Consider the following 19,290-nt stretch of genomic DNA (forward strand, 5'->3'; position numbering starts at 1 on the left):
GGGGGGGGCGAGATTCGCGCTTTTGAAATGGGTATGCGTCTTTAAACAATGAACTGCCACGAGTCTGTCATTACCACGGCCGTCCGCTGTAGGTCTGATAATAAATCTGTCCCCTCTTTCTTTTCCCTTCGGCCAATAGCTGCCTTGCGGGTATTAAGGCTGCAGCTAGTAACCACAGTCGGTGATCGCGGTCAGGTCGTGCAATAGCGTGCTTGGTACGTTGATGGCTAAACACCTACGTTGTGCCCCCTGAAGATGGACGCCTAATCCTGTAAGTCCTTGTCAATGCGCGCCGAATAGCCGTCGACCGAATCGGCGTAGACGCGATGGTCCAAAATGCCCCAGTTGCTCTTCAACCTCGGCGGATACGGCATTCTGCTTAAGAGCAAACATCAGGCCAAGGAAACTGGTGAGATGAGCTGACAGCTTTGAGGACTTATCGTGGTTATTTTGCCACCGACTTTTCAAGTTTTCGAGTGTAGATACCAGCGTATTTCCGCAGACGGTCCATCCCGCAGACGGTTGGTGAAGTTCGCGCCAGCGCGAGAAAACCCAGTAAATGTAGATCGACGTCGGCAGATATCCCTCATACCACGCGAGGAATTCATCGAACTGGAGACTCCAGAATCTATCGAAGAATATCTCAGCTTCAACGTTAAGGCGTTCGGAGCTCCATGCACTTGCAAATCCTGAGGCCGATTCTGCCTGTGCGATCAGCAGCTCACAGCGCTTCTTCTGCATTTCGTCAAATTGCTTATGGAAGTGAATGATGAGGTCCGCTTGCTTGTTTTGAATGCTGAAGCGTGCATTCATATAAATAAAAACCAGAGTCAATAAGGATGTGGCGATCGGCATGATCTGCCAAAAACCGATTTCGGGTTGAGTGCTCATCTTTGCTCCCAACGAACTTGACGTAAACACACGCTGCCTGTGGCGGGATACCCACATCGCTATGAGCATAGACCTGAACCGTCATTTGGTACTTTAAGGAGTTGCCTTAAGGCAACATTCGCGACCGGCGGCTTGTGGCCGATTGCAGCCCTTCACGAGAGACAGCAACGGAAAAAGCGGACAGATATATTTTTTGATAGTAAATCTGCCCCTTTTTGGGCTACTGCTGTGGGCCTAGCGTTTGTCGTGGCAGTCGGGCTGCTAATTAGCACCAGCCCGGCGCAAGCGGCGGGGTTAGCCACCAACGCTTTGCGGCAGCGACACCAGCTCAATCTGCGTACCCCACGGTGCTTGAAAATAGAACCAACGAACGCCGTCCGTGTTGGTGATGGGTTCGTTGAGAATGCTCACATTCAGGCGCTTGAGGGTCGCTAGGCTGCCGTCAATATCGGCGGTGCGCAAGGCCACATGGCTGGCTCCGGCGTCGTCGCCATGGGGTTGGACCTGATTGACCTCAGAGCCTTGGTATTGGAACAACTCCAGCTTCGCGCCGCCGTCCATTTGCAGCATCACAAAGCGTTGCAGCTCGCTGGAGCCATGCCAGCGGAATTGGCTTTTCCACTGATCCGGGATCTTGCCAGGGCTGATATCCGAGACCACCCGTGCGCCCATCAGCGCGGAGAAAAAACGGGTAGCGGTGTCGATGTCCGGTACATTGATGCCGACATGGTCGATGGCTGAAACCTGAAGCGGTGCGGCTGAGTTCATACCGGGGTGGCTTTGAGGGGGCGTGGTCGCCGCCTGAGTAGCGGCAACCAGGGTCACGCTGGCGGCCAGCAATATCGATTGCAATGGGTTCACAGCCTGTTCCTCTTGAGATGGGTTGGCGGGCGACTGTGGCAGTCGCCCGCTGGGTGGTCAGATTTGCGCCTGGCCGCCGTCAACAAACAGCTCGATACCGTTGACGAAGCTGGCGTCATCCGAGGCCAGGAACAACGCGGCGCTGGCAATTTCGTCAGCTTCACCGACACGCCCCATGGGGATCAGCGACGCCATGTAGTCGAGCAAGCCCTGCTGCTGAGCGGCATTGGGGCCGGCCAGTTCAACCAGGCCAGGAGTGCGGGTGGCGCCAGGGCTAATGGTGTTGATGCGCACCTGGCGGTCTTTCAAATCCAGAATCCAGTTGCGTGCAAATGAGCGCACGGCGGCCTTGGACGCGGCGTACACACTAAAGGCGGCGGTGCCCGAGCTGCCCGCCGTGGAGCCGGTGAGAATCACCGAGGCTTTTGGGGCCAGCAGCGGCAGCGCTTTTTGCACAGTGAACAGCACGCCTTTTACGTTGCGATTGAAGGTGTCGTCGTACTGCTGTTCTGTGATGTCACCGAGTGGCAGCATGGAGCCGCCACCCGCATTGGCGAACAGCACATCGATTCGGCCGTGGGTCGCGCCAATCTGGCGATACAACGCGTCCAACTGATCGAGGTTGGCTGAGTCCACCCGCACGCCGGTGGCGTTGCCAACAGCGGCGACAGCGGCGTCCAGTTCGGCTTGGCGGCGGCCCGTGATATAGACGTGGGCGCCTTCCTGAGCGAAGCGTTTGGCAGTGGCCAGACCGATGCCTGTACTGCCGCCGGTAACCAATGCAATTTTGCCTTCGAGTTTGTTAGTCATGGTGTTTCTCCCGTATTTCGATTGAGTAAGTTGCGGTGTGGGAGAAGCTTATCGACGGGGCAAAATTTTCAAAATAGAATTGTCTGAAACCTATCGTTGCAGAAATGAAATGAGCAAGCTTCCAGATTTCGAAGGGTTGGCGATGTTTGCCAAGGTGGCCGAAGAAGGGTCGTTCGCCGGCGCGGCGCGCGTCATGAGCGTGTCAGTGCCAACGGTATCGCGGGCGGTCGCGCGCCTGGAGGAACGCCTGGGCGGGCGCTTGTTCAACCGCACTTCGCGGCAACTGGCACTCACCGAATTCGGCGCGAGCATGGCGGCCAAGGCGGGGGAGATTTATCGGCAGGCTGAAGAGGTGGAAAGCGAGGCTCAGGAGTTATCGGTCCAGCCCCGCGGCCAAGTACGCCTTGCGATCCCCATGTCGTTTGGCCTGCGTTGGGTGGCACCGCTGATGCCGCAGTTGATCCGGCAGTATCCCGAGCTGTCGATTGACCTGCACCTTTCAGACGCCTCGGTAGACCTGATCGCCGAGGGCTTTGATGCGGCGTTACGCATTGCCGTATTGCCGGACTCCTCGCTGGTTGCGCGGCGTCTCTGCGCTGTCACCCAATACCTGGTCGCCTCACCGGCTTATCTGGATGCCCATGGCCACCCTGGCCATCCCCGCGAACTGGCGGCCCGCACGTGCCTGAGTTATGCCTACCGAGCCCGCAGCCAAGTATGGCGGTTCACCCATAAGGACGGCACCGAAGAAGACGTGGTGCCCAGCGGCCCGTTAAGGGTGACCAACTCGGATGCGTTATTGCCGGTGTTGCTTGAAGGCCTGGCCATCGCCGAACTGCCGGAGTTTATTGCCAGCGAATACTTGGCAGATGGACGCTTGGTCGTGGTGCTACCGGAATGGAGCATGACCCGTGGTGGCCTGTATTTCGTCACCCCCTCAGCCCGCACACGGCCGGTAAAAATCACAGCTCTGTCGGACTTCTTCGCCGAGCATTTAAGCGAGCCCGTATGGCGATGGCCGTTATGAGACGATGGGGGCAGCTCTTTCAATTATGAAATGATGACTTTCATTAACTGCTATTTTTGAAACCTGGTGGATACCTTAACGTGGTTTGGTCGGCACAACACAGCGTGCCATCCAATTATTCGTTTCGGGAGAAAGTCGTCATGAAGAATGCCGTGGAATTACTTCAACAGTACTTGGATGCCATCCAGACGCCTTACTTGGCAGCGGCCCTGTTCGCCGAGGACGGCGTGCTGGAGCTGCCCTACCTGGAGTCGCTCGGCATTCCACACCGCGTGAAGGGGCCTGCAGCGATCGAGGGTTTTATCGGCTCATTGCTCGGTAAAGTGCCGGATTTCAAATTCCACAATGTGCGCTTTTTGATCGACACCCCCGATCAAGTGTTTGCCGAATACAGCGTAGAGGCGCTGGTGCCTGCCACAGGCCGCATCTACCGGCAGATGTACGCAGGCCGCCTAGTGGCCAAAGACGGCAAAATTCAGCTGCTGCGCGAATCCATGGATACCGTGGCCGCTGCCAAGGCGTTCGCGCCGGTTGAGCCAGCGTAAGGCTATTGAATCGCGACACTAAAATTCGTGGCTAGAACCGCTTCTACTGAAAACCAAATGTCCTTGTGGGAAAGGCTTTAGCCTCGATCCTTTCGTTTTTAGCTGAGTGGCAGAGACTGTCTGCTTCTGGCCAATTGTGCCCATTGTGAAAGGCAGCTTTGGGTCGGATTCTGTTGAAAAAGTCGGATTTTCCGCTCGCCTGAACTCACACACGATCACCACCGGAGAACCTACTCACCACATTGAGTGGTTTTTTGGCCCTTCGTTGACCGTTGCCGCTCAGTTAGTGGGTTAGTTTGAGGTTTTTTGCTTAGTGCAGGCGCACCTATCCCGTGACCGGCGGACCTTGAGAGGTAAATTTGGCCAGCCGGCGCAGATTCTGCACCGCAGCGGCCAGCGTGAACTCATCGGTCGCGCCGCTCATGCCACGTAGTTGCAAGCGATCCAGTTTCAGGATGCGTTTGAGATGGGCAAACAACATCTCGACCTTTTTACGTTCGTGGCGAGAGCGCTGATATGCCGGCGTCGCTGCAATGCGCCGCGCTACATCACGAGCGGCTTCATGGACGCTGCGAGCGATCTTGCGGAACGCAGTCTTGCGCTCGGTTTTGTCCCACACCGGCACATGCGGCTCGATGTCTTTTTTCTCCACCATCCAGGCTAGCATCGGCGCGGTACCGTAAGCGGTGTCGCCAATACAGATCGCTGTCCTGAAAACGGCCGTGTCTATTTTTGGAAAAGGTCGAGTGATTGGGGACTTCATCTTCAAGGCTCAACCGGCAGAACCCGCGATACGCCAGGTTCAGATGGGCCTCTTCGCACAACCGCCGCTCTGAGCGAATGCCGTAGCAATAGCCGACGATCAGCATGCGAATCATCAGTTCGGGATCAATCGACGGACGGCCAATCGGACTATCGAAATCGGCGAGGTAATGGCGCAGGTCGCTCAGATCGGGGCACTGATCGATGCTGCGCAGAAGGTGATTGGCTGGGATGTGATCTTCAACGTTGAAGGAGTAAAACAGTCGCTCCTACTCACTCGATAACTATCCCATCATGCTGCATGCATCGCTGCTGGCCAATGCAGAGATTTTGCCGGAGGTCGGTTAGGGGAGCTACTTTTTCAACAGAATCGACCCAAAGCGGACAGTCAAGATCTTAGCTGCCCCCTCGACGTTGGAACATGGAGTTTGAGAGGGTCGACTCTCTGGCCCCGAGGAATCATCAGCTGGTCAGCTTACCTGCCATGCGCCGGGTCCGCTTGTCGTGGGGTAGACGTAGACCGTTCTCATAGACTTCGACCTTGTCTCCATGACGAGCATAAACCACGAGCCCTCCGACCAGATATTCCACGTCCAGAGATCGAACGGGTGACGGGTCTCGAACAATCACCGTCACTGTGGCTCCGCGCTCGATCCAAAATTCGCTGGATCGGGGCTCTAAGACAAGCAGCATCCGCGATGATGTGCTGTTGATAAATTGCAGCTCTTGACTTGTTTGCATGATTTTTCCCGAGTTGCTCTGGGCCGAAGACGGCAATATCAATTGCTGATCAGCTTGGCACCGCAGCGGTGACAATCACTTCTATACGGATATCTGGTTCGTCAAATGTCACTTGGGAAGTCGCGCGTGCAGGGGCTTCTCCGGGTGCAAACCACGCGCTCCAGACGTCGTTCATCAGGTCAAAATCAGCGGCCATGTCCTTCATCCAGATCTGCGCACTCAGAATCATTGAGCGGTTGCTCTGTACGGTCGCCAACAACTCATCTAGGCGCGTCATTACCTGCTTCGTTTGACTCACAATATCCTGCTTCCAGTCGGCGGCGACGATTCCGCTGAACCACGCTATCCCGTTATAGACGACCACTCTACTTAGCTTCGGATTGCTTTCGATTCGGGTGATTTTTGTCATGTTTCCCTCACGCCCCCCCACACCAGGCGGTCTCGCTGGGCGACTGCCTGGCACGAATACGTCATCTACTTAATCAATGAGCTGCGCTTTCGTTGAAGCGGCGAACAAACTGATCGAACCGTTCATTGACCCCTCCTGCAAACAGTTGCTGGGGCTGCCCTTGGGCTTCGATGCGCCCTTGGTCAAGGAACAGAATCCGATTAGAAACATCGCGGGCAAAAGCCATCTCGTGCGTGACGATCAACATTGTTCGACCTTCAGTAGCGAGATCGCGCATGACCTTGAGCACCTCACCTACCAGTTCTGGGTCCAAAGCTGACGTCGGCTCATCGAACAGCAGCACGCGAGGTTTCATCACCAGAGCGCGTGCAATGGCCGCTCGTTGCTGCTGCCCACCCGATAGCTGTGCTGGGTATGCATCGGCTCGATGTGTCAGGCCTACGCGCTCCAGAATCGACAGCGCTTCGTCACGGACCTCAGCCTTTTTTCGCCCTTGGACATGAACAGGGGCTTCCATCAGATTTTCCAGAACGGTCATATGACTCCACAAGCAGAAGTTCTGGAAGACCATGGCGACCTGGGTTCTTAAACGGTCCACTTGTTTGCGGTCAGCAATATGGGCGTCCGAAGCGCCTTGTTTCAGCTTTACGCGCTCCCCAAAAACATCAAGTGATCCTGCGGAGGGAAGCTCCAGCAAATTAAGGCAGCGCAGGAACGTCGACTTACCCGATCCAGAGGCTCCAAGAATCGAAACCACTTCGCCTTCGCGAGCAGTAAAATCGATACCTTTCAACACCTCTATTTCACCATAACTTTTACGCAGCCCCTGAGTCGCGATAGCAGTGGCGCGAGCCGATGACTCGTTAACAGCAACAGACATTAAATGCTCCTTCCCAGCGCTCGGCAGGGTTAATTGCGGCGATAGGCAAGATGTTTATTGAGTCGGCTCTCGATGACTGAAAACGCCAGACTGATGAGGAAGGTCAGAGTCAGATAGAGCGCTCCGGTGACGGCGAACACTTCCATGACGCGGTAGGAGGAGGAGATCAGCTTGTAAGCAATCCCGGTTACCTCTGTCAGAGTGATGATGCTCGCGAGCGATGTGGCTTTGAGCATGAGAATCACCTCACTGCCGTAAACCGCAAGCCCTTGGCGAACCGCGATTGGCCATACGACCCTGCGCCGCAGCAACAGCCCGGACATCCCACAGGACCGGCCAGCTTCGATCTCTCCAAGGGGAACAGCCTGCAATGCCCCACGGATGATCTCTGCTGTATAGGCCGAAGTGTTGAGCGCAAGCGCCAAAACCGCACACCAATAGGGTTCACGCAAAAAAGGCCAGAGAAACGACTGACGCAACCCAGGAATCTGACCTAACCCGTAATAGATCAAAAAGATCTGCACTAACAACGGGGTTCCTCGGAATAGTTCGATGTGGGCATTGCCTATCCACCGAAAGAGCCGAAAGCTGCTCCCTGCCGCGGCCGCCACCAGGATCGACAACGCAAAGCCCACGGCAAGCGCCATTGCCGAAAGCTGAAGAGTCAGCGGTAAGCCTGTCAGTAACTGCTGAAATACATCCGTTAGAAAATTCCAATCCATCATCAACGACTCCACGGTCTGGCAAGACGTTTTTCCGTGCGGCTCAGCAGTGATCCAGTTAAACGGCCAATGATGAAGAACATCGCAGCTGCCACGCCGTAAAACAGCAACGGTTCACGTGTTGACCCAGCAGCGGTAATTGATTGGCGAAGTAACTCGGTCAGACCAATTACGGATAGCAGGGCGGTCTCCTTCAATACCGACTGCCAGACGTTCCCCAATGCAGGCAATGCGAAACGCAAAGCTTGAGGGGCGATGATTCGGCGCAGCAGCAAGAAGTCGGACATACCACACGCCAACCCCGCTTCGATCTGTCCGCGATCAAGTCGAAGAAAACCTGCACGATAGGTTTCGGTCTGATAAGCGCCGGATACTATTCCCACCGCCAATACGCCGATGGCAAATGCCGGTAGGGAGAAAAAGCCAGGGAACCCACTCATGTTCATGACTTTGGTGAACGCTACGCTGCCGCCAAAATAAAAGAGGTAAACGATGAGGATCTCCGGGATGCCGCGAAAAACTGTCGTATAAAACGTACCCGCAGCACGCAGAATCCTGCTTCTCGAAAGTTTCAAGGCAGCACCGATGACCCCTAGCAAACTGCCGAGGGCGAATCCGCTGACAGCAGCCGCTAGGGTGATACTAGCGGCAGTCAGTAATGGCAAACCCCACCCATGGGGGCCGAACCCAATCAATTCAAAAATACTCAGCGTCATTGTTTTTGGCCTTGTAGTTGCGCAGAGGGAGAAGAGGTAAATCGTGTCGTGCTGAAAGGTTCGATCAGCGGGTGGACTGAACCGCTGATCAACGAATGAGCTACGGTTTCACCTACAGCCGGTGCTAATTGGAAACCGTGCCCGCAGAAACCAAACACGTGCCATAGCCCTTTGTGCGTGGCACTCGGCCCTATGTAGGGGACTCCGTCCGGCGTTGCTCCTTCGAGCCCTGTCCAGGTGCGAAGCACAGGCACACCTGCCAATACAGGAAAGGCCTCAAGCGTCGCGGCGGCGCTGGATGCCATGCGATCCATGACGGTGAAGGACGTCCCGTCGTCCAGGCAGGGCTTGCCAGATATGCCGCCACCGATGACCAATGACCCCACCGCGCTTTGCTTGAATGACAGTGGTCGATCAATGCCTATCACCACGGGTTCGATAAATGGCTTTACCCGAGCAGTCACCATCATGCTGAGCGCCAACACCCTCATGGGAAGCTCGTCCCCCAATGACGCCGCAACTTGCGAACCCCAAGCCCCTGCGCAGTTGATAACCCAATTGGCCTCAATGAGTCCTCGTTCGGTTCGCGCCGCCCAGCGCCCACTGGAATATTGATCGAGCGCCTTGACTGCAGATCTCTCATGGATCACCACCCCGGCTGTTTCCGCCGCTCGCCGGAACGCCTGTGAAGCGCTGGCAGGATTGGCATGACCATCACCCCGGGAAATGAGACCTCCCAATGCGGAGTCGGCTAAGCCAGGAAGCATCTGATGCAGTTCATGAGCGTCTATGAACTCTTCGCTGGTGTAGCCCCGACGCATCATTTTTTGATGCCGGTCACGCACCCATTTCATCTCCGCATCGTCGAGCGCAAGAGCAATCTGGGAAGAGCCGAGTTGCACCTCGCAGGCTAGTGCTTGCTCATGCCCAACGATGCTTCCGAGATCCTTCCACATCTCCATGGCACGAATGGAAAGCGGGTATTCCCGAACATCTCTCATCAAAAGGCGAAGTCCGCCCGCGTTGACACCTGAAGCATGGCGACCCGGTAAGCCCTTATCTATGAGGGTCACTTTCCAACCCGACCGGGCAAGGAACAAACCAATTGAGCACCCTTGCAGTCCGCCACCAATGATCAAAACGTCATCTGTTCGCTTATTCATGGGAGTGCACCTCAACTCCGTCGACAGGCTTATCTTCCAAGGAGACGATTTGCGCTAGATCGGGATCCAGACTTGTGAGATTTGCCAGTGCGACAAGGGGCAGAGGGCGCAGAGGGGGACGAGCCCTGAAAGGGCTTGGGGAGGCAGTACCGGAATCTTCAGCCAGGAGGCGGGCGACGGTCACTGCGCAACTACGTCCCTGGCATGGCCCCATCCCACAACGCATGATGCCCCGCAGATGGTTCATGTCAGTAGCACCGTTATGAATCGCTGACCGAATATCACCGGCGGTCAACTCTTCACAGCGGCAGACTATCGTGGAGTCTTCAGGAAGTTGCGCGGCGATACCGCGAGGAAAGGCTTTATCAATGAATGGGCGAGCGGAGAGTGTCCGAGCGACGTGAGAAGCCCCTTTAACCAGCTCACTTCTTAGGTTTACTCCAAGAAGCTCGGCCACGATGCAGGAAGCAACCTGTCGTCCATGGGCGATTGCCGCGTCGGCTCCGCCAATGCGTCGAGCGTCACCGGAAATCCAGATGGCACAGGGACGTTCCGTCAGCGAAGGGCCCGCGGCTAACTCTGCTCGACCATCTTCAGTCGTTTTAGGTTTCCAGCTCGTGTCATCGTGTAGCCATTCCATCGCCAGCCCAGCGCAGTGGGCAACGTCGGTCGCGGGTACGATGCCGTCGTGTACCACCAAAAGATCACAAGGCAGTTCAATAGTGCGCCCGGCGACAGACAGGCTGACCGATTCAACTTTGTCACGTCCGTAGGCCTTGAGATCAGATACCCCTGTGCGCATGGTGATACCAGCGAGCTTGAGGCGAGAGAGCCATCCAAACCCTTTGGCGAGAGGCGCTATGGCACTGAGTTTGATCGAGCCAACCGCAGCGAGCTTGTCGCGTATCGTGTCGGTGCGACCAATCAAACTAGGTCTGACGCCAAGCCTGCGCAGTTGCTCGGCCAACAGCAAAATGAGTGGGCCAGTTCCGACCAGTACCACTCGGCCATCTGGCTGTAACCGCCCAGCCTTGAGCAACGTTTGTACGGCGCCTGCTGTCATTACGCCTGGCAAGGTCCAACCTGGAAACGGCATCGGGCGTTCCATCGCACCATTGGCTACGACTACTTGTCGTGCCCGCAGATACCCGGCAGAGTTGCCGCGTAGCCATCCTACAGTTGCCTCCGCGCGAAGCTCCCACACCGTCGTTTCGGGTCGGTAATCGATGGCAGCTACGGAGCGGAACTCCTCTATCAACGCTTGTCCTGCGAGATAGGTAGGACCCAAGGCATTCAGCAGCTTGTCAGTCGATGGGCGGGCGAGAAGATTGGATTCGAGAGAGCGAAAAATCTGCCCTCCAGGCGTTGGCTGCATGTCGAGCACAATGACCTTCAGGCCAGCTTTAGCGACTCCGATTGCAGCGGACATTCCCGCCGGACCTGAGCCGATAACAATGACATCCGCATCTAGAGCACGAGGGTTGTCTGCTGCTGGAGCACGAGACTCTTGCGATAAATCAGGCATCACACCCCCCACTCAATTGACGCCACACCTTGTTGGGGGGTGACTCTCATGCCGTCTTCAACGATCTGGAGACAGGCCTGCCGGTTGCCAATGCCGTTGACCTCGACCAGACAGTCGAAACAGTGACCGATCATGCAATAGGGCAGTCGAGCTGAACCTGTGACAGGGGTGGTGCGAAATGCCGATATCTCAGCTCTCAACAAACACGCCGCAAGCGTTTCGCCTGTGCGAGCGGTGATCGCCTGGTCATTAAAATAAATGGTGATTGTTGCCTCGACGGCACCCACGGGGATAAACATGCCTGTACCTGCCAGGATGAAATTGCGAAATTGCGTTTGATGGGCAAGCGGCTGAAAACCTCTCCCGTTTGCCGAGAGAGGTTTTCCGGATCAGTCTTTTGTCGAGATGTCCGTGCCGAACCATTTCTCAGTCAGCGCTTTGTTGGTGCCGTCGCTGTTGACTGCGGTGATGGCGGCATCAAATGCCTGACGAAGGGCTTCGTCGCCTTGTCGCAGCGCTATGTTGGTCGTCCCTTGGCCCAAGACGCCGCCAGCGAAGGTCGGCCCGGTAGAAACCAATACGCCTTTGTTCACCTCTATGACGGGCTTAAAGGTCGTGACGTTCGCTACGCCTATATCCAGACGGCCATTAGCCAAATCCAACGCGAGTTGTTCAAATGTCGGGTAATCACGAATGTCCAAACCTTTGAAATACTCTCGTACAAAATTCGACGCAGTCGACCCGGTCTGGACACCGATTACCTTGCCTTTGAATTTGGCTTTTAGCGCATCAATCGCAGCTTGTGCGCTGGCTGGCGAGTCAGTCAGATCGTAGCTATTGCCCGCATCTGCCAGGCCTTTCAGCTCATTGTCTGAAGTCGTGAGAAAGCCATTAGGTGCTTTGGCGTACGATTTAGAAAACGCGATGACCTTTTTGCGTTCGGCAGTAACGCCCATCGAAGCGATGATCGCGTCATATTTACCAACTGTCAGGCCAGGAATAATTCCGTTCCATTCTTGGCTGACGATGGTGCACTTGACCTTCATTCGTTCGCATAACACGTGGGTCAGCTCGATCTCGTAACCGGTCAGCGAGCCATCGGCATTCGTATAATTCCAAGGAGGGTAGGCGCCCTCTGTTGCAACTTTGATTTCGCTTGGCAAAGCCTGAGCACTGGCTATACCTACAAACATTGGCATTAGCGCCAAAGCGAGCCACGCACGGTTTTTCAACATTTCCATCTCCCTGCTTTATTCAGGTTATTAAAAGGGCAGATAGCGAAAGGATTTAAATCAATTACTAGTCGTTGTGGATTCACTATACCCACGGATCAGGAGGTGCTACAGACGTCATCTAGTTGACCTGAGCGAAAGCTGAACTTATGCTTGGGTTATGAGCAGATCACTTATTCCTTCACTGAACTGGCTTCGTGTCTTTGAGGCCGCTGCTAGACATCAAAGCTTCTCGAAGGCCGGGCAAGAGTTGAGCATGACGGGTGCTGCGGTAAGTCAGCAGGTCCAGTCATTAGAGGCCAGTCTTGGCCGTCCTTTGTTCGAGCGCTCGGCGAACCGAATTCTGCTCACACCAGAAGGCAGGGATTTTCTTCCCACCGTACAACTCTCCATCAGTGCAATGGAAAGCAAGGCGGCGGCGCTCTTTTCCCCTCAACGTATTCAACGTGTGTCGTTGCAGGCCAGCCATCTGATGTCGATGAGCTGGCTTCCTCAAGTGCTTGCGGACTTTGAGCAGGGTAACCCCGGTATTCGGGTCGAACTCTGGATGGAAGGTGCGCAACAACGGAACATGGAACCTGATCTAGCGATAAAATTCGGTGAGGATCCTGATTTAGTGCGTCATCCTGGCCGTCTGATGGGACTTTCCTACGTAGCCATGTGCCGCAAAGCCGACGTGCCTGGGCTGACATCACTGGAAGCCCTGCTGAAATATCGGCTGCTGGAAATGGTGCCGCATTCAATGGGATGGATGGGGCTGCTCAATCACAATTTTGGCCCAATGCGTGCTCACAGTCTGAAGTTGGAACCCGTAGATACGACCCCTCTAGCCTTCATGATGGTGAGCCAAGGACTAGGACTCGCCATTGGTCCCGTTCCAGTTTGTCTGCCTTTAGCGGATTCGCTTGGGTTAGAGATATGCCCGCTCATTCCCGTGACTCCAGGACCAGGGAATTACTATCTTGAGCATCCCGCAAATCAACCTCGCAGCGCCGCAGTACTGAGGTTGGAGCAAGCGCTCCATGAAGCAGCCCAGCGCTCGATGAAGATGTTGACCGTCGTAGCAGCAGAGTGAGCATGGTTCACCTGGATGCATGGCCGGTGCCCGCTTCTGGCACAGAGTGTGTAAAAACCCCAATAGCCTGAAAAGCCCCGTATCGAATTTTTACTTCGTTGTGAGTTGAAGCCGCGAGCGGCCTTAACTGAATGATGACCATCCCCGGCCACAACAACACTCGCAAAGGAATGCACATGATCGATGGTCCCGCCGTTTTGACAGTCTTTTTGGTTTACCTGGCCGGTGTCGTTATTCCAGGTCCAAATTTCATTGCAGTAGTCCACAAAGCGGTAGCTGCTACGCGGTTTTGACGATACGAGCGTATTGACGAGTGGATAGATGGTTTGACGTATGCAGCCGGCTAGGAAAAAGCCAGTCCTCGCTGCGTTTTCTGCTGCATCACCATGGCTCGTGATGATATGTACTCACCATGGGCAATGTCGCGCACGCGGAGCTTGGTTAAGTCGCAGGCTCGAAGCTTGCTGTCGATGGCCAGATCGAAAAGAGCTAGATCCCGGGTTCTTTCTGCGATTTGAAGCCTTACTCGGATGGCCCAGATATCTCTCAGTCGGAGTGGGGCTTTCTGCTCGACCAATGTTCCTTTGTTCTACGGCTGACGGCTGCAGGTCGCAATGATGTTCATGACAAGTCCTCCACGTGTGGAAGGACAAGGATGGCTACTAAGAGCAACGGTCGCTAACCGACCCCCTTGCTGCCGGTTGTGACAGGCAGCATGGGGCCAATCTCTCTCGTCCGCTGCGTCGGCAGCAGTGGCAGCACATCTTTGAGATAGGCATACGGATCATGCCCATGCATGCGTGCTTAGATATCCAGGCAAATTTTGCCGAAATGCTGGTTGGTTTCCTGATACTTGAACGCTTCGACAATCTCGCTCAAAGGGAAATGACGATCGATAATCGGGCGCATGCCATTAGCATTGATGGCTCGGATCATGTCCTGCTGCTGGCTGCGGCTACCCACCAATACACCCTGCAGACGCACTTGCTTGATCAGTGCCGGTACAAAATTCATTGCACCGCTTACGCCACTCAATATGCCAATGACAGAGATGTGACCAGCAACCCGAACTGCACTCATCGATTGCTCAAGCGTCGCAGGGCCGCCGACTTCGATGATGTGGTCAACACCACGGCCACCCGTTAGCGCGCGTGCAGTTTCGCCCCAGTTGAGGTCTTTGCGGTAATTGATCACATGGTCAGCGCCTAGCGCTTTCAGACGTTCAAGTTTTTCGTCGCTTGAAGAGGTCGCAATAACGGTAGCACCGGCCATTTTAGCGAACTGCAGGGCGAAAATTGAAACGCCACCAGTGCCTTGGACGAGCACGGTGTCGCCCGGCTTGAGTGAGTCATCGGCCATCAGGGCGCGCCATGCAGTAAGGCCGGCGGTGGTAAGCGTCGACGCTTCAGCATGGCTGTAGCCAATAGGCGCGAGGGTGAACGATGTGGCGTTGGCCGTCACTTGCTCACGAGCGTAGCCGTCGATGCCATCACCTGGCACGCTGACAAAGCCTTCAACCAGTGGCGCACCGTTGATCCATTCCGGGAAGAAGGTGCTGACGACCGAGTCACCCACCTTGAATTCAGTGACATCTGGGCCGACAGCAATGACTTCACCTGCACCATCGGCCATGGGGATGCGTTTTTCGCTAGGGCCCCACATACCGCTGACCACCGCGAAGTCGTGGTAGTTGAGCGAGTTGGCATGAAGGCGTACGGTGATTTCGCCACGCGCTGCGGCTCGGACTTCGCTGCTGCCAACCACAACCTTTTCATAGCCGCCACCAGGTTCAACGAAGATAGTTTTGCTGCTCATAGGGGGTTTCCTCATGTTTTCTCATTACGCGAAATAACGAAATGAAGGTTTAAAAATTACAATTCGATGATCAGCCTAGCCGCAAAGTCATCAATCGCCTGCTCATTGCGCCGGTAGTAAGTCCACTTTCCGATGCGGGTGGTCAGCACGAAGCCTGCACGTTGCAAGATAGCCAAATGTGCAGACGCGGTAGAAGGTGAAAGCCCGGCCTTGTGCTGCAAATGGGTGACGCACACGCCTATCGCAGGATCGCCATGATCCTGAGGGGGGAAATTACTGAGTGGGTCTTTGAGCCACTCCATCATTTGCATGCGAGTGTCATTGCCCAGGGCTTTGAGCTGTTCGAGTATCATGGGCGGTGATGTTACGCTTTTTTACGAAATGTTCAATAAGTAATCTATTACCCAGCGCAAAGGATTGAAATCAAAAAACGCATCCAGCTGAATCGACGCTGCTTTTGTGGACGCATTGAATGACTGCTCGGACGACCCCGCTCTGGTAGACATCCCTGGTATATGCTTGAACGACTGCTTGTGGCCGGAAGCCGTCTTTGTAGAGTGCCCTACGTTACAACTATCCGCCAGCCACGACCTGTAAATGCCAAACATGAAAACGGGCGCCGTAAGCGCCCGTAACGCCATCAGTTTTCAACCTGCGCCTGAAGCCGCCGACCAATCACCTCCAGCAAATCACATCCATCCCGCAACGGAATCACCAAAAGCTGCGCGAAATCCGAAAGCACCACCGTATCGCTGGCAATCTCAGAGCGAAACGCGATGTTTTCCAACACTTGGGTCACCGTGCGGATGCGGTAATCGGCAGTTGCGTGCAGGACGTCAAGCGGCGCCTGGGTATCGATGAGTAGGGCGGCCGGGGTGCAGTCGATGCCGGTGATGGGGATGTATCTCTGCATGGGATTGCTCCATTTGGTTAGAGGGCTTATCCGATACGCAGGTCGCCAAACCTGATCACCATGGTTGGCGACAGAAAGAACTATAGATTTGCGCACCCAAGACGAACAAGGTGAGAGATTCCGAGGCCTTCGTAGGAATCATGAGAATTCTCCGAGGAAACGAACCGACGTGATCCATTTCTGTAGGAACAATTACTCACACCGCAGAAAACCCCACCCCAACCCCGAGGTCGCGACATCCGGTATCCTGCGCCTCTGGAACACCATCCCGGCCCGAGGCGTTCCAATCGTCATCCCGGCCTCTCGAACAGTCTGCAAAGCAACGCAACAGGAGGCATGCATGTTGATAGGACATCGGTTCGAGCGCACCGCGCAGGGTGACCTGCACATCCATTCGCGCAACGTGGTGCAGAGCTTGGTCGTGTTGGTGATAGGGGCGTTGGCCTTTATCTTGCCCATGGCGTTCGCCGTGTTCGTGATGGTTGATGGGGCCTCGTTGATGGCGGAGGTGGATCCACTGTCCGCTCTATTGATGGTGCTGCTGTGGCTGCTGATTCCTGCCCTTGGTCTGCTGCTGGTGGTGTACACCGGCGTCCACGAGACGTTGGTGTTGTCGCGGGTCGACGGCGAAGGCAAGCGCCTGACCCGTAACTTTTTCGGGGGCCGCGAGCGTGTGCAATCGGCCTTCCGGATCGATGCTGCCAAATCCCTTGAACTGCGCCGCCTCCCGCAGGCTGGGCGAGCTCGCACCCAGCTGTGGCTGATACTGCGCGATGGCACCGCGCAGCGCCTGACCACCGACAACGTTCCGGTGGTGCCGGGCAGTCAACGCACGGACGTGTGGCTGCGGGAGCTGGCCGATTACCTGGGCGTGGCGCTGCCCACCGAGGTCGTCGAGGGGGCGGCGCCGGTTGTGAAGGTGCCTTACAGGCCAACTCCGGCCCCTAGCAGCGGCAAGGCGGTAAAGGCAGCTCGTCAGCGCCGGGAAAACGGCGACGCTGCTGCGCCTGAGCCGACCGAGAAACTGGGCGTGCCCGCACGTGCCTTGCTCACGCTATTGGGCGCCTTCTTTGCGGTGCTGGAACTGACTAACGTCATGACCTTGGTGCCGGCCATTTTTACCGGACGGCTGCGCGTCAGTGGCTTTCGAACGGGCTCGACGACGTTCTATTGGGCCGAGCAGCCGCTGAGCTTTTCCTTCAACTTGCTGGTGGGTGTGGCCGAGGGCGTGATCGTCGGCTTTATTGCCTGGGGTTGCCTGCGCGTGGCGATCCAGGGGCGCATGAGCTCCAAGACCTGAAAGCGGTCGATTCGGTCGTCGTTGGGTTGGAAGGTTGAGAGGGCGCGGCGCAACTGAATGCGATTTTTAAACATCTACAGAGGAGATGAGTATGGAACGCCACAACGACAGCAGCGCCTACATCACCACGGCGCAAGCGCTGGAAAGCCTCTACGGCCCCGTCGCGGCGCCCTCGATGCTCAAGGAAGTCGACCATATCCATCCGGTTTACCAGCCCTTCATCGAGGCTGCATCCTTTGTGATCCTTGCTTCCTCGGGCCCCGGAGGGCTGGATGCGTCTCCGAGGGGCGACGCGCCGGGGTTCGTTCATGTTCACGACAGCAAGACGCTGTATTTGCCCGACCGCCGCGGCAACAACCGTATCGATTCGCTGCGAAATATCGTCGAGGATCCCCGGGTCGCGCTGCTTTTCCTCGTGCCCGGCGTGGGGGAAACCTTGCGCGTGAATGGCACGGCCAGGATATCCATCGAGCCAGCCCTGTTGTCCCGCTTTGCAGTGAAAGGGCAACTCCCTCGAACCGTTCTGGAAGTCACCGTAACCAGTGTTTATTTCCAGTGCAGCAGGGCGGTGGTCAGGGCGGGGTTGTGGGACGTGAAACGGCAGATCGAGCGCAGTGCATTGCCCACGGCAGGCGAGGTGTTCAAACGCATCTGCCCATCGCAGGTCGATGGCGACGCTTATGACAAGGCACTGCCGGAGCGTGTTGCCAATACGCTTTACTGACGGTTTTCCAAAGTACTTCAATACCCAGGTCTGATAGACCCTGGGTATTGCCTGTTTTTGTCGATAAGCCGAGGTGCAGTTCTCCGTAAGATCATTTATTTGAAATGACCTCACTCATGTATTGATGCAGATCGCGCAGGTCCTTGACGCTCCAAGGGTGCGGCGGGATCTTCACGCCATTCTCTTTCAAGGTCCTTGGAATCAGGTTTCCATTGGGGCGAAGTATGATCGAAGAGACAATCACGCCCGGGTAATCGGTCAGTCGCTTCTTGAAGGCGGGTGTCGTAAGGTCAGGGGTTGGAGGGTTGCTTTTCCTGGCCAATGGCCCTGTTCCCTTGATGTCCGCGCCATGGCACACGGCGCATCGCTGAAGATAGAGCGTTTTCCCATTGGCGTTGTCCGCGAAGGACGCTGACGCTTGCATGCATGACAGGATTCCGAGTAGAGCGACGAACAATGTTTTGATGTTCATGTGACCTATTCATGGCCGAGCGTTTATCGGTGGTAGCACCGAACGCGTACAGCTGTGTATGTAATTGGGAGTGACTGCGGGATAGGACAGCTTGGCTGTTAAACCACGTTAGATCTAAGGTTAACAAGCGCGATGATTTCCTGGGGTGGGGCATGAGGATAGGCGAACTGGCGAAAATCAGCGGGTTGGCGCCTTCGCGCATCCGTTTTTACGAAGCGAGCGGCCTGATCAAGTCTGTCGAGCGCAAGGCCAATGGTTATCGGGACTATGCCCCCGAGACAGAGTGGGTCCTGGAAATCATCACCGGCGCACAGGCAGCGGGGTTTTCATTGGAAGAAATCCGACAATTGCTGCCGGTCGATGCCAGCGGCTGGCAGCATGAAGAGTTGCTCAGTGGGCTCAGGCGCAAAGTTGCGGAGATCGAAATCCTCCAGCAACGACTGGCCCAGAATAAAGCTCAGCTTTTGTTGGTCATTGATGGTATCGAGGGTAAGCCCGAAGGCTTGGGGTGCGCGGACAACACGCAGCTGTTGTTGCACCGATTGCGCGAAGAGAGTGTGGCGCCTGCCAAGAAAAAAGCGGCTCGCCAGGTTTCAGAACACAACACCAGAAATCACCAGGCCTCGTTGCGGGAGCTGAAAAAAGGGGGTTGACCTTAAAGTTCACTTCAAGCTTAAGGTGGCCCTACGTCAAATGAGGACCACCCC

Annotated in this window: 22 protein-coding genes and 4 pseudogenes; 7 read left to right on the forward strand and 19 right to left on the reverse strand. The window is 55.8% G+C overall.

The features are described from left to right. Nucleotides 1-282 precede the first annotated feature (282 nt). The 3 genes from J4E63_RS18535 to J4E63_RS18545 all read right to left on the reverse strand — a co-directional run bounded on the left by J4E63_RS18535 (nucleotide 283) and on the right by J4E63_RS18545 (nucleotide 2,562). A complete protein-coding gene (locus J4E63_RS18535) occupies nucleotides 283-891 on the reverse strand; it encodes a hypothetical protein (protein ID WP_207282914.1) in 609 nt (202 codons plus the stop codon). Nucleotides 892-1,185: 294 nt separating this feature from the next. Continuing rightward, nucleotides 1,186-1,752, reverse strand: coding sequence for a VOC family protein (locus tag J4E63_RS18540; RefSeq protein WP_207282915.1), 567 nt, complete (start codon nucleotides 1,750-1,752; stop codon nucleotides 1,186-1,188). A gap of 57 nt (nucleotides 1,753-1,809) precedes the next feature. After that, nucleotides 1,810-2,562 carry an SDR family NAD(P)-dependent oxidoreductase gene (locus tag J4E63_RS18545; RefSeq protein WP_207282916.1) on the reverse strand — a complete coding sequence of 251 codons (753 nt, stop codon included), beginning with the start codon at nucleotides 2,560-2,562 and terminating at the stop codon, nucleotides 1,810-1,812. Nucleotides 2,563-2,671: 109 nt separating this feature from the next. Here J4E63_RS18545 and J4E63_RS18550 point away from each other — a divergent pair, with 109 nt between their 5' ends. After that, the gene (locus tag J4E63_RS18550; protein ID WP_207282917.1) at nucleotides 2,672-3,589 is read left to right on the forward strand and encodes a LysR family transcriptional regulator; all 918 of its coding nucleotides are present in this window, start codon (nucleotides 2,672-2,674) and stop codon (nucleotides 3,587-3,589) included. A 140-nt stretch (nucleotides 3,590-3,729) separates the two neighbouring features. Continuing rightward, entirely contained in the window at nucleotides 3,730-4,134 is a 405-nt protein-coding gene (locus tag J4E63_RS18555; RefSeq protein ID WP_207282918.1) for a nuclear transport factor 2 family protein, read from the forward strand. 325 nt (nucleotides 4,135-4,459) lie between these two features. Here J4E63_RS18555 and J4E63_RS18560 read toward each other — a convergent pair. The 10 genes and pseudogenes from J4E63_RS18560 to J4E63_RS18605 form a co-directional block, all read right to left on the reverse strand. Beyond that, a pseudogene (locus J4E63_RS18560) lies at nucleotides 4,460-5,159 on the reverse strand (transposase). Between the two features lie 199 nt (nucleotides 5,160-5,358). Continuing rightward, nucleotides 5,359-5,637, reverse strand: coding sequence for a hypothetical protein (locus J4E63_RS18565; protein WP_207282919.1), 279 nt, complete (start codon nucleotides 5,635-5,637; stop codon nucleotides 5,359-5,361). Between the two features lie 49 nt (nucleotides 5,638-5,686). Further along, on the reverse strand, nucleotides 5,687-6,046 hold the full coding sequence (locus J4E63_RS18570) for a RidA family protein (protein WP_207282920.1): 360 nt from the start codon (nucleotides 6,044-6,046) through the stop codon (nucleotides 5,687-5,689). Nucleotides 6,047-6,119: 73 nt separating this feature from the next. Next, entirely contained in the window at nucleotides 6,120-6,926 is an 807-nt protein-coding gene (locus J4E63_RS18575) for an ABC transporter ATP-binding protein (protein ID WP_060742922.1), read from the reverse strand. Nucleotides 6,927-6,955: 29 nt separating this feature from the next. Beyond that, nucleotides 6,956-7,651 carry an ABC transporter permease gene (locus tag J4E63_RS18580; protein WP_207282921.1) on the reverse strand — a complete coding sequence of 232 codons (696 nt, stop codon included), beginning with the start codon at nucleotides 7,649-7,651 and terminating at the stop codon, nucleotides 6,956-6,958. Next, nucleotides 7,651-8,364 carry an ABC transporter permease gene (locus tag J4E63_RS18585; RefSeq protein WP_207282922.1) on the reverse strand — a complete coding sequence of 238 codons (714 nt, stop codon included), beginning with the start codon at nucleotides 8,362-8,364 and terminating at the stop codon, nucleotides 7,651-7,653. The genes J4E63_RS18580 and J4E63_RS18585 overlap by 1 nt, the downstream gene beginning before the upstream one ends. Then, nucleotides 8,361-9,527, reverse strand: coding sequence for an FAD-binding oxidoreductase (locus tag J4E63_RS18590; RefSeq protein ID WP_207282923.1), 1,167 nt, complete (start codon nucleotides 9,525-9,527; stop codon nucleotides 8,361-8,363). Before J4E63_RS18590 ends, J4E63_RS18585 begins: the two co-directional genes overlap by 4 nt. Beyond that, nucleotides 9,520-11,052 carry an FAD/NAD(P)-binding oxidoreductase gene (locus J4E63_RS18595; protein ID WP_207282924.1) on the reverse strand — a complete coding sequence of 511 codons (1,533 nt, stop codon included), beginning with the start codon at nucleotides 11,050-11,052 and terminating at the stop codon, nucleotides 9,520-9,522. Before J4E63_RS18595 ends, J4E63_RS18590 begins: the two co-directional genes overlap by 8 nt. Next, on the reverse strand, nucleotides 11,052-11,351 hold the full coding sequence (locus J4E63_RS18600) for a (2Fe-2S)-binding protein (protein WP_207282925.1): 300 nt from the start codon (nucleotides 11,349-11,351) through the stop codon (nucleotides 11,052-11,054). Before J4E63_RS18600 ends, J4E63_RS18595 begins: the two co-directional genes overlap by 1 nt. Before the next feature lie 90 nt (nucleotides 11,352-11,441). Next, nucleotides 11,442-12,287, reverse strand: coding sequence for a transporter substrate-binding domain-containing protein (locus J4E63_RS18605; protein ID WP_192260580.1), 846 nt, complete (start codon nucleotides 12,285-12,287; stop codon nucleotides 11,442-11,444). Nucleotides 12,288-12,444: 157 nt separating this feature from the next. On the opposite strand from J4E63_RS18605, the gene J4E63_RS18610 reads away from it, so the two are divergent. Together J4E63_RS18610 and J4E63_RS31110 are read left to right on the forward strand one after the other, a co-directional pair. Further along, nucleotides 12,445-13,359 (forward strand): LysR family transcriptional regulator, encoded by a 915-nt coding sequence (locus tag J4E63_RS18610; RefSeq protein WP_081015451.1) that lies wholly within the window; start codon nucleotides 12,445-12,447, stop codon nucleotides 13,357-13,359. Between the two features lie 176 nt (nucleotides 13,360-13,535). Then, a pseudogene (locus J4E63_RS31110) lies at nucleotides 13,536-13,646 on the forward strand (LysE family translocator); the annotation flags it as partial. A gap of 1 nt (nucleotide 13,647) precedes the next feature. Here the strand turns inward: J4E63_RS31110 and J4E63_RS18615 are convergent. The 5 genes and pseudogenes from J4E63_RS18615 to J4E63_RS18635 all read right to left on the reverse strand — a co-directional run. Next, a pseudogene (locus J4E63_RS18615) lies at nucleotides 13,648-13,936 on the reverse strand (integrase); the annotation flags it as partial. A 101-nt stretch (nucleotides 13,937-14,037) separates the two neighbouring features. Continuing rightward, a pseudogene (locus tag J4E63_RS18620) lies at nucleotides 14,038-14,163 on the reverse strand (transposase domain-containing protein); the annotation flags it as partial. Next, complete coding sequence (locus tag J4E63_RS18625; RefSeq protein WP_092460027.1) at nucleotides 14,164-15,174, reverse strand: NAD(P)-dependent alcohol dehydrogenase; 1,011 nt, start codon at nucleotides 15,172-15,174, stop codon at nucleotides 14,164-14,166. It lies immediately after the preceding pseudogene. 56 nt (nucleotides 15,175-15,230) lie between these two features. Next, the gene (locus J4E63_RS18630; protein ID WP_072405141.1) at nucleotides 15,231-15,527 is read right to left on the reverse strand and encodes a helix-turn-helix transcriptional regulator; all 297 of its coding nucleotides are present in this window, start codon (nucleotides 15,525-15,527) and stop codon (nucleotides 15,231-15,233) included. Nucleotides 15,528-15,814: 287 nt separating this feature from the next. Continuing rightward, nucleotides 15,815-16,087, reverse strand: coding sequence for a hypothetical protein (locus J4E63_RS18635; protein WP_063320592.1), 273 nt, complete (start codon nucleotides 16,085-16,087; stop codon nucleotides 15,815-15,817). Between the two features lie 340 nt (nucleotides 16,088-16,427). Here J4E63_RS18635 and J4E63_RS18640 point away from each other — a divergent pair, with 340 nt between their 5' ends. Further along, nucleotides 16,428-17,387, forward strand: a complete 960-nt coding sequence (locus tag J4E63_RS18640; RefSeq protein WP_207282926.1) for a hypothetical protein — start codon at nucleotides 16,428-16,430, stop codon at nucleotides 17,385-17,387. 91 nt (nucleotides 17,388-17,478) lie between these two features. Continuing rightward, nucleotides 17,479-18,111 (forward strand): pyridoxamine 5'-phosphate oxidase family protein, encoded by a 633-nt coding sequence (locus tag J4E63_RS18645; protein ID WP_207282927.1) that lies wholly within the window; start codon nucleotides 17,479-17,481, stop codon nucleotides 18,109-18,111. Between the two features lie 91 nt (nucleotides 18,112-18,202). On the opposite strand, the gene J4E63_RS18650 is transcribed toward J4E63_RS18645, so the two are convergent. After that, entirely contained in the window at nucleotides 18,203-18,583 is a 381-nt protein-coding gene (locus J4E63_RS18650; RefSeq protein WP_207282928.1) for a cytochrome c, read from the reverse strand. Between the two features lie 152 nt (nucleotides 18,584-18,735). On the opposite strand from J4E63_RS18650, the gene J4E63_RS18655 reads away from it, so the two are divergent. Continuing rightward, entirely contained in the window at nucleotides 18,736-19,236 is a 501-nt protein-coding gene (locus tag J4E63_RS18655; protein ID WP_207282929.1) for a MerR family transcriptional regulator, read from the forward strand. Nucleotides 19,237-19,290: the final 54 nt, after the last annotated feature.

The sequence above is a fragment of the Pseudomonas sp. FW300-N2F2 genome (assembly GCF_017351655.1).
GTDB classification, from domain to species: Bacteria; Pseudomonadota; Gammaproteobacteria; order Pseudomonadales; family Pseudomonadaceae; genus Aquipseudomonas; species Aquipseudomonas fluorescens_AA.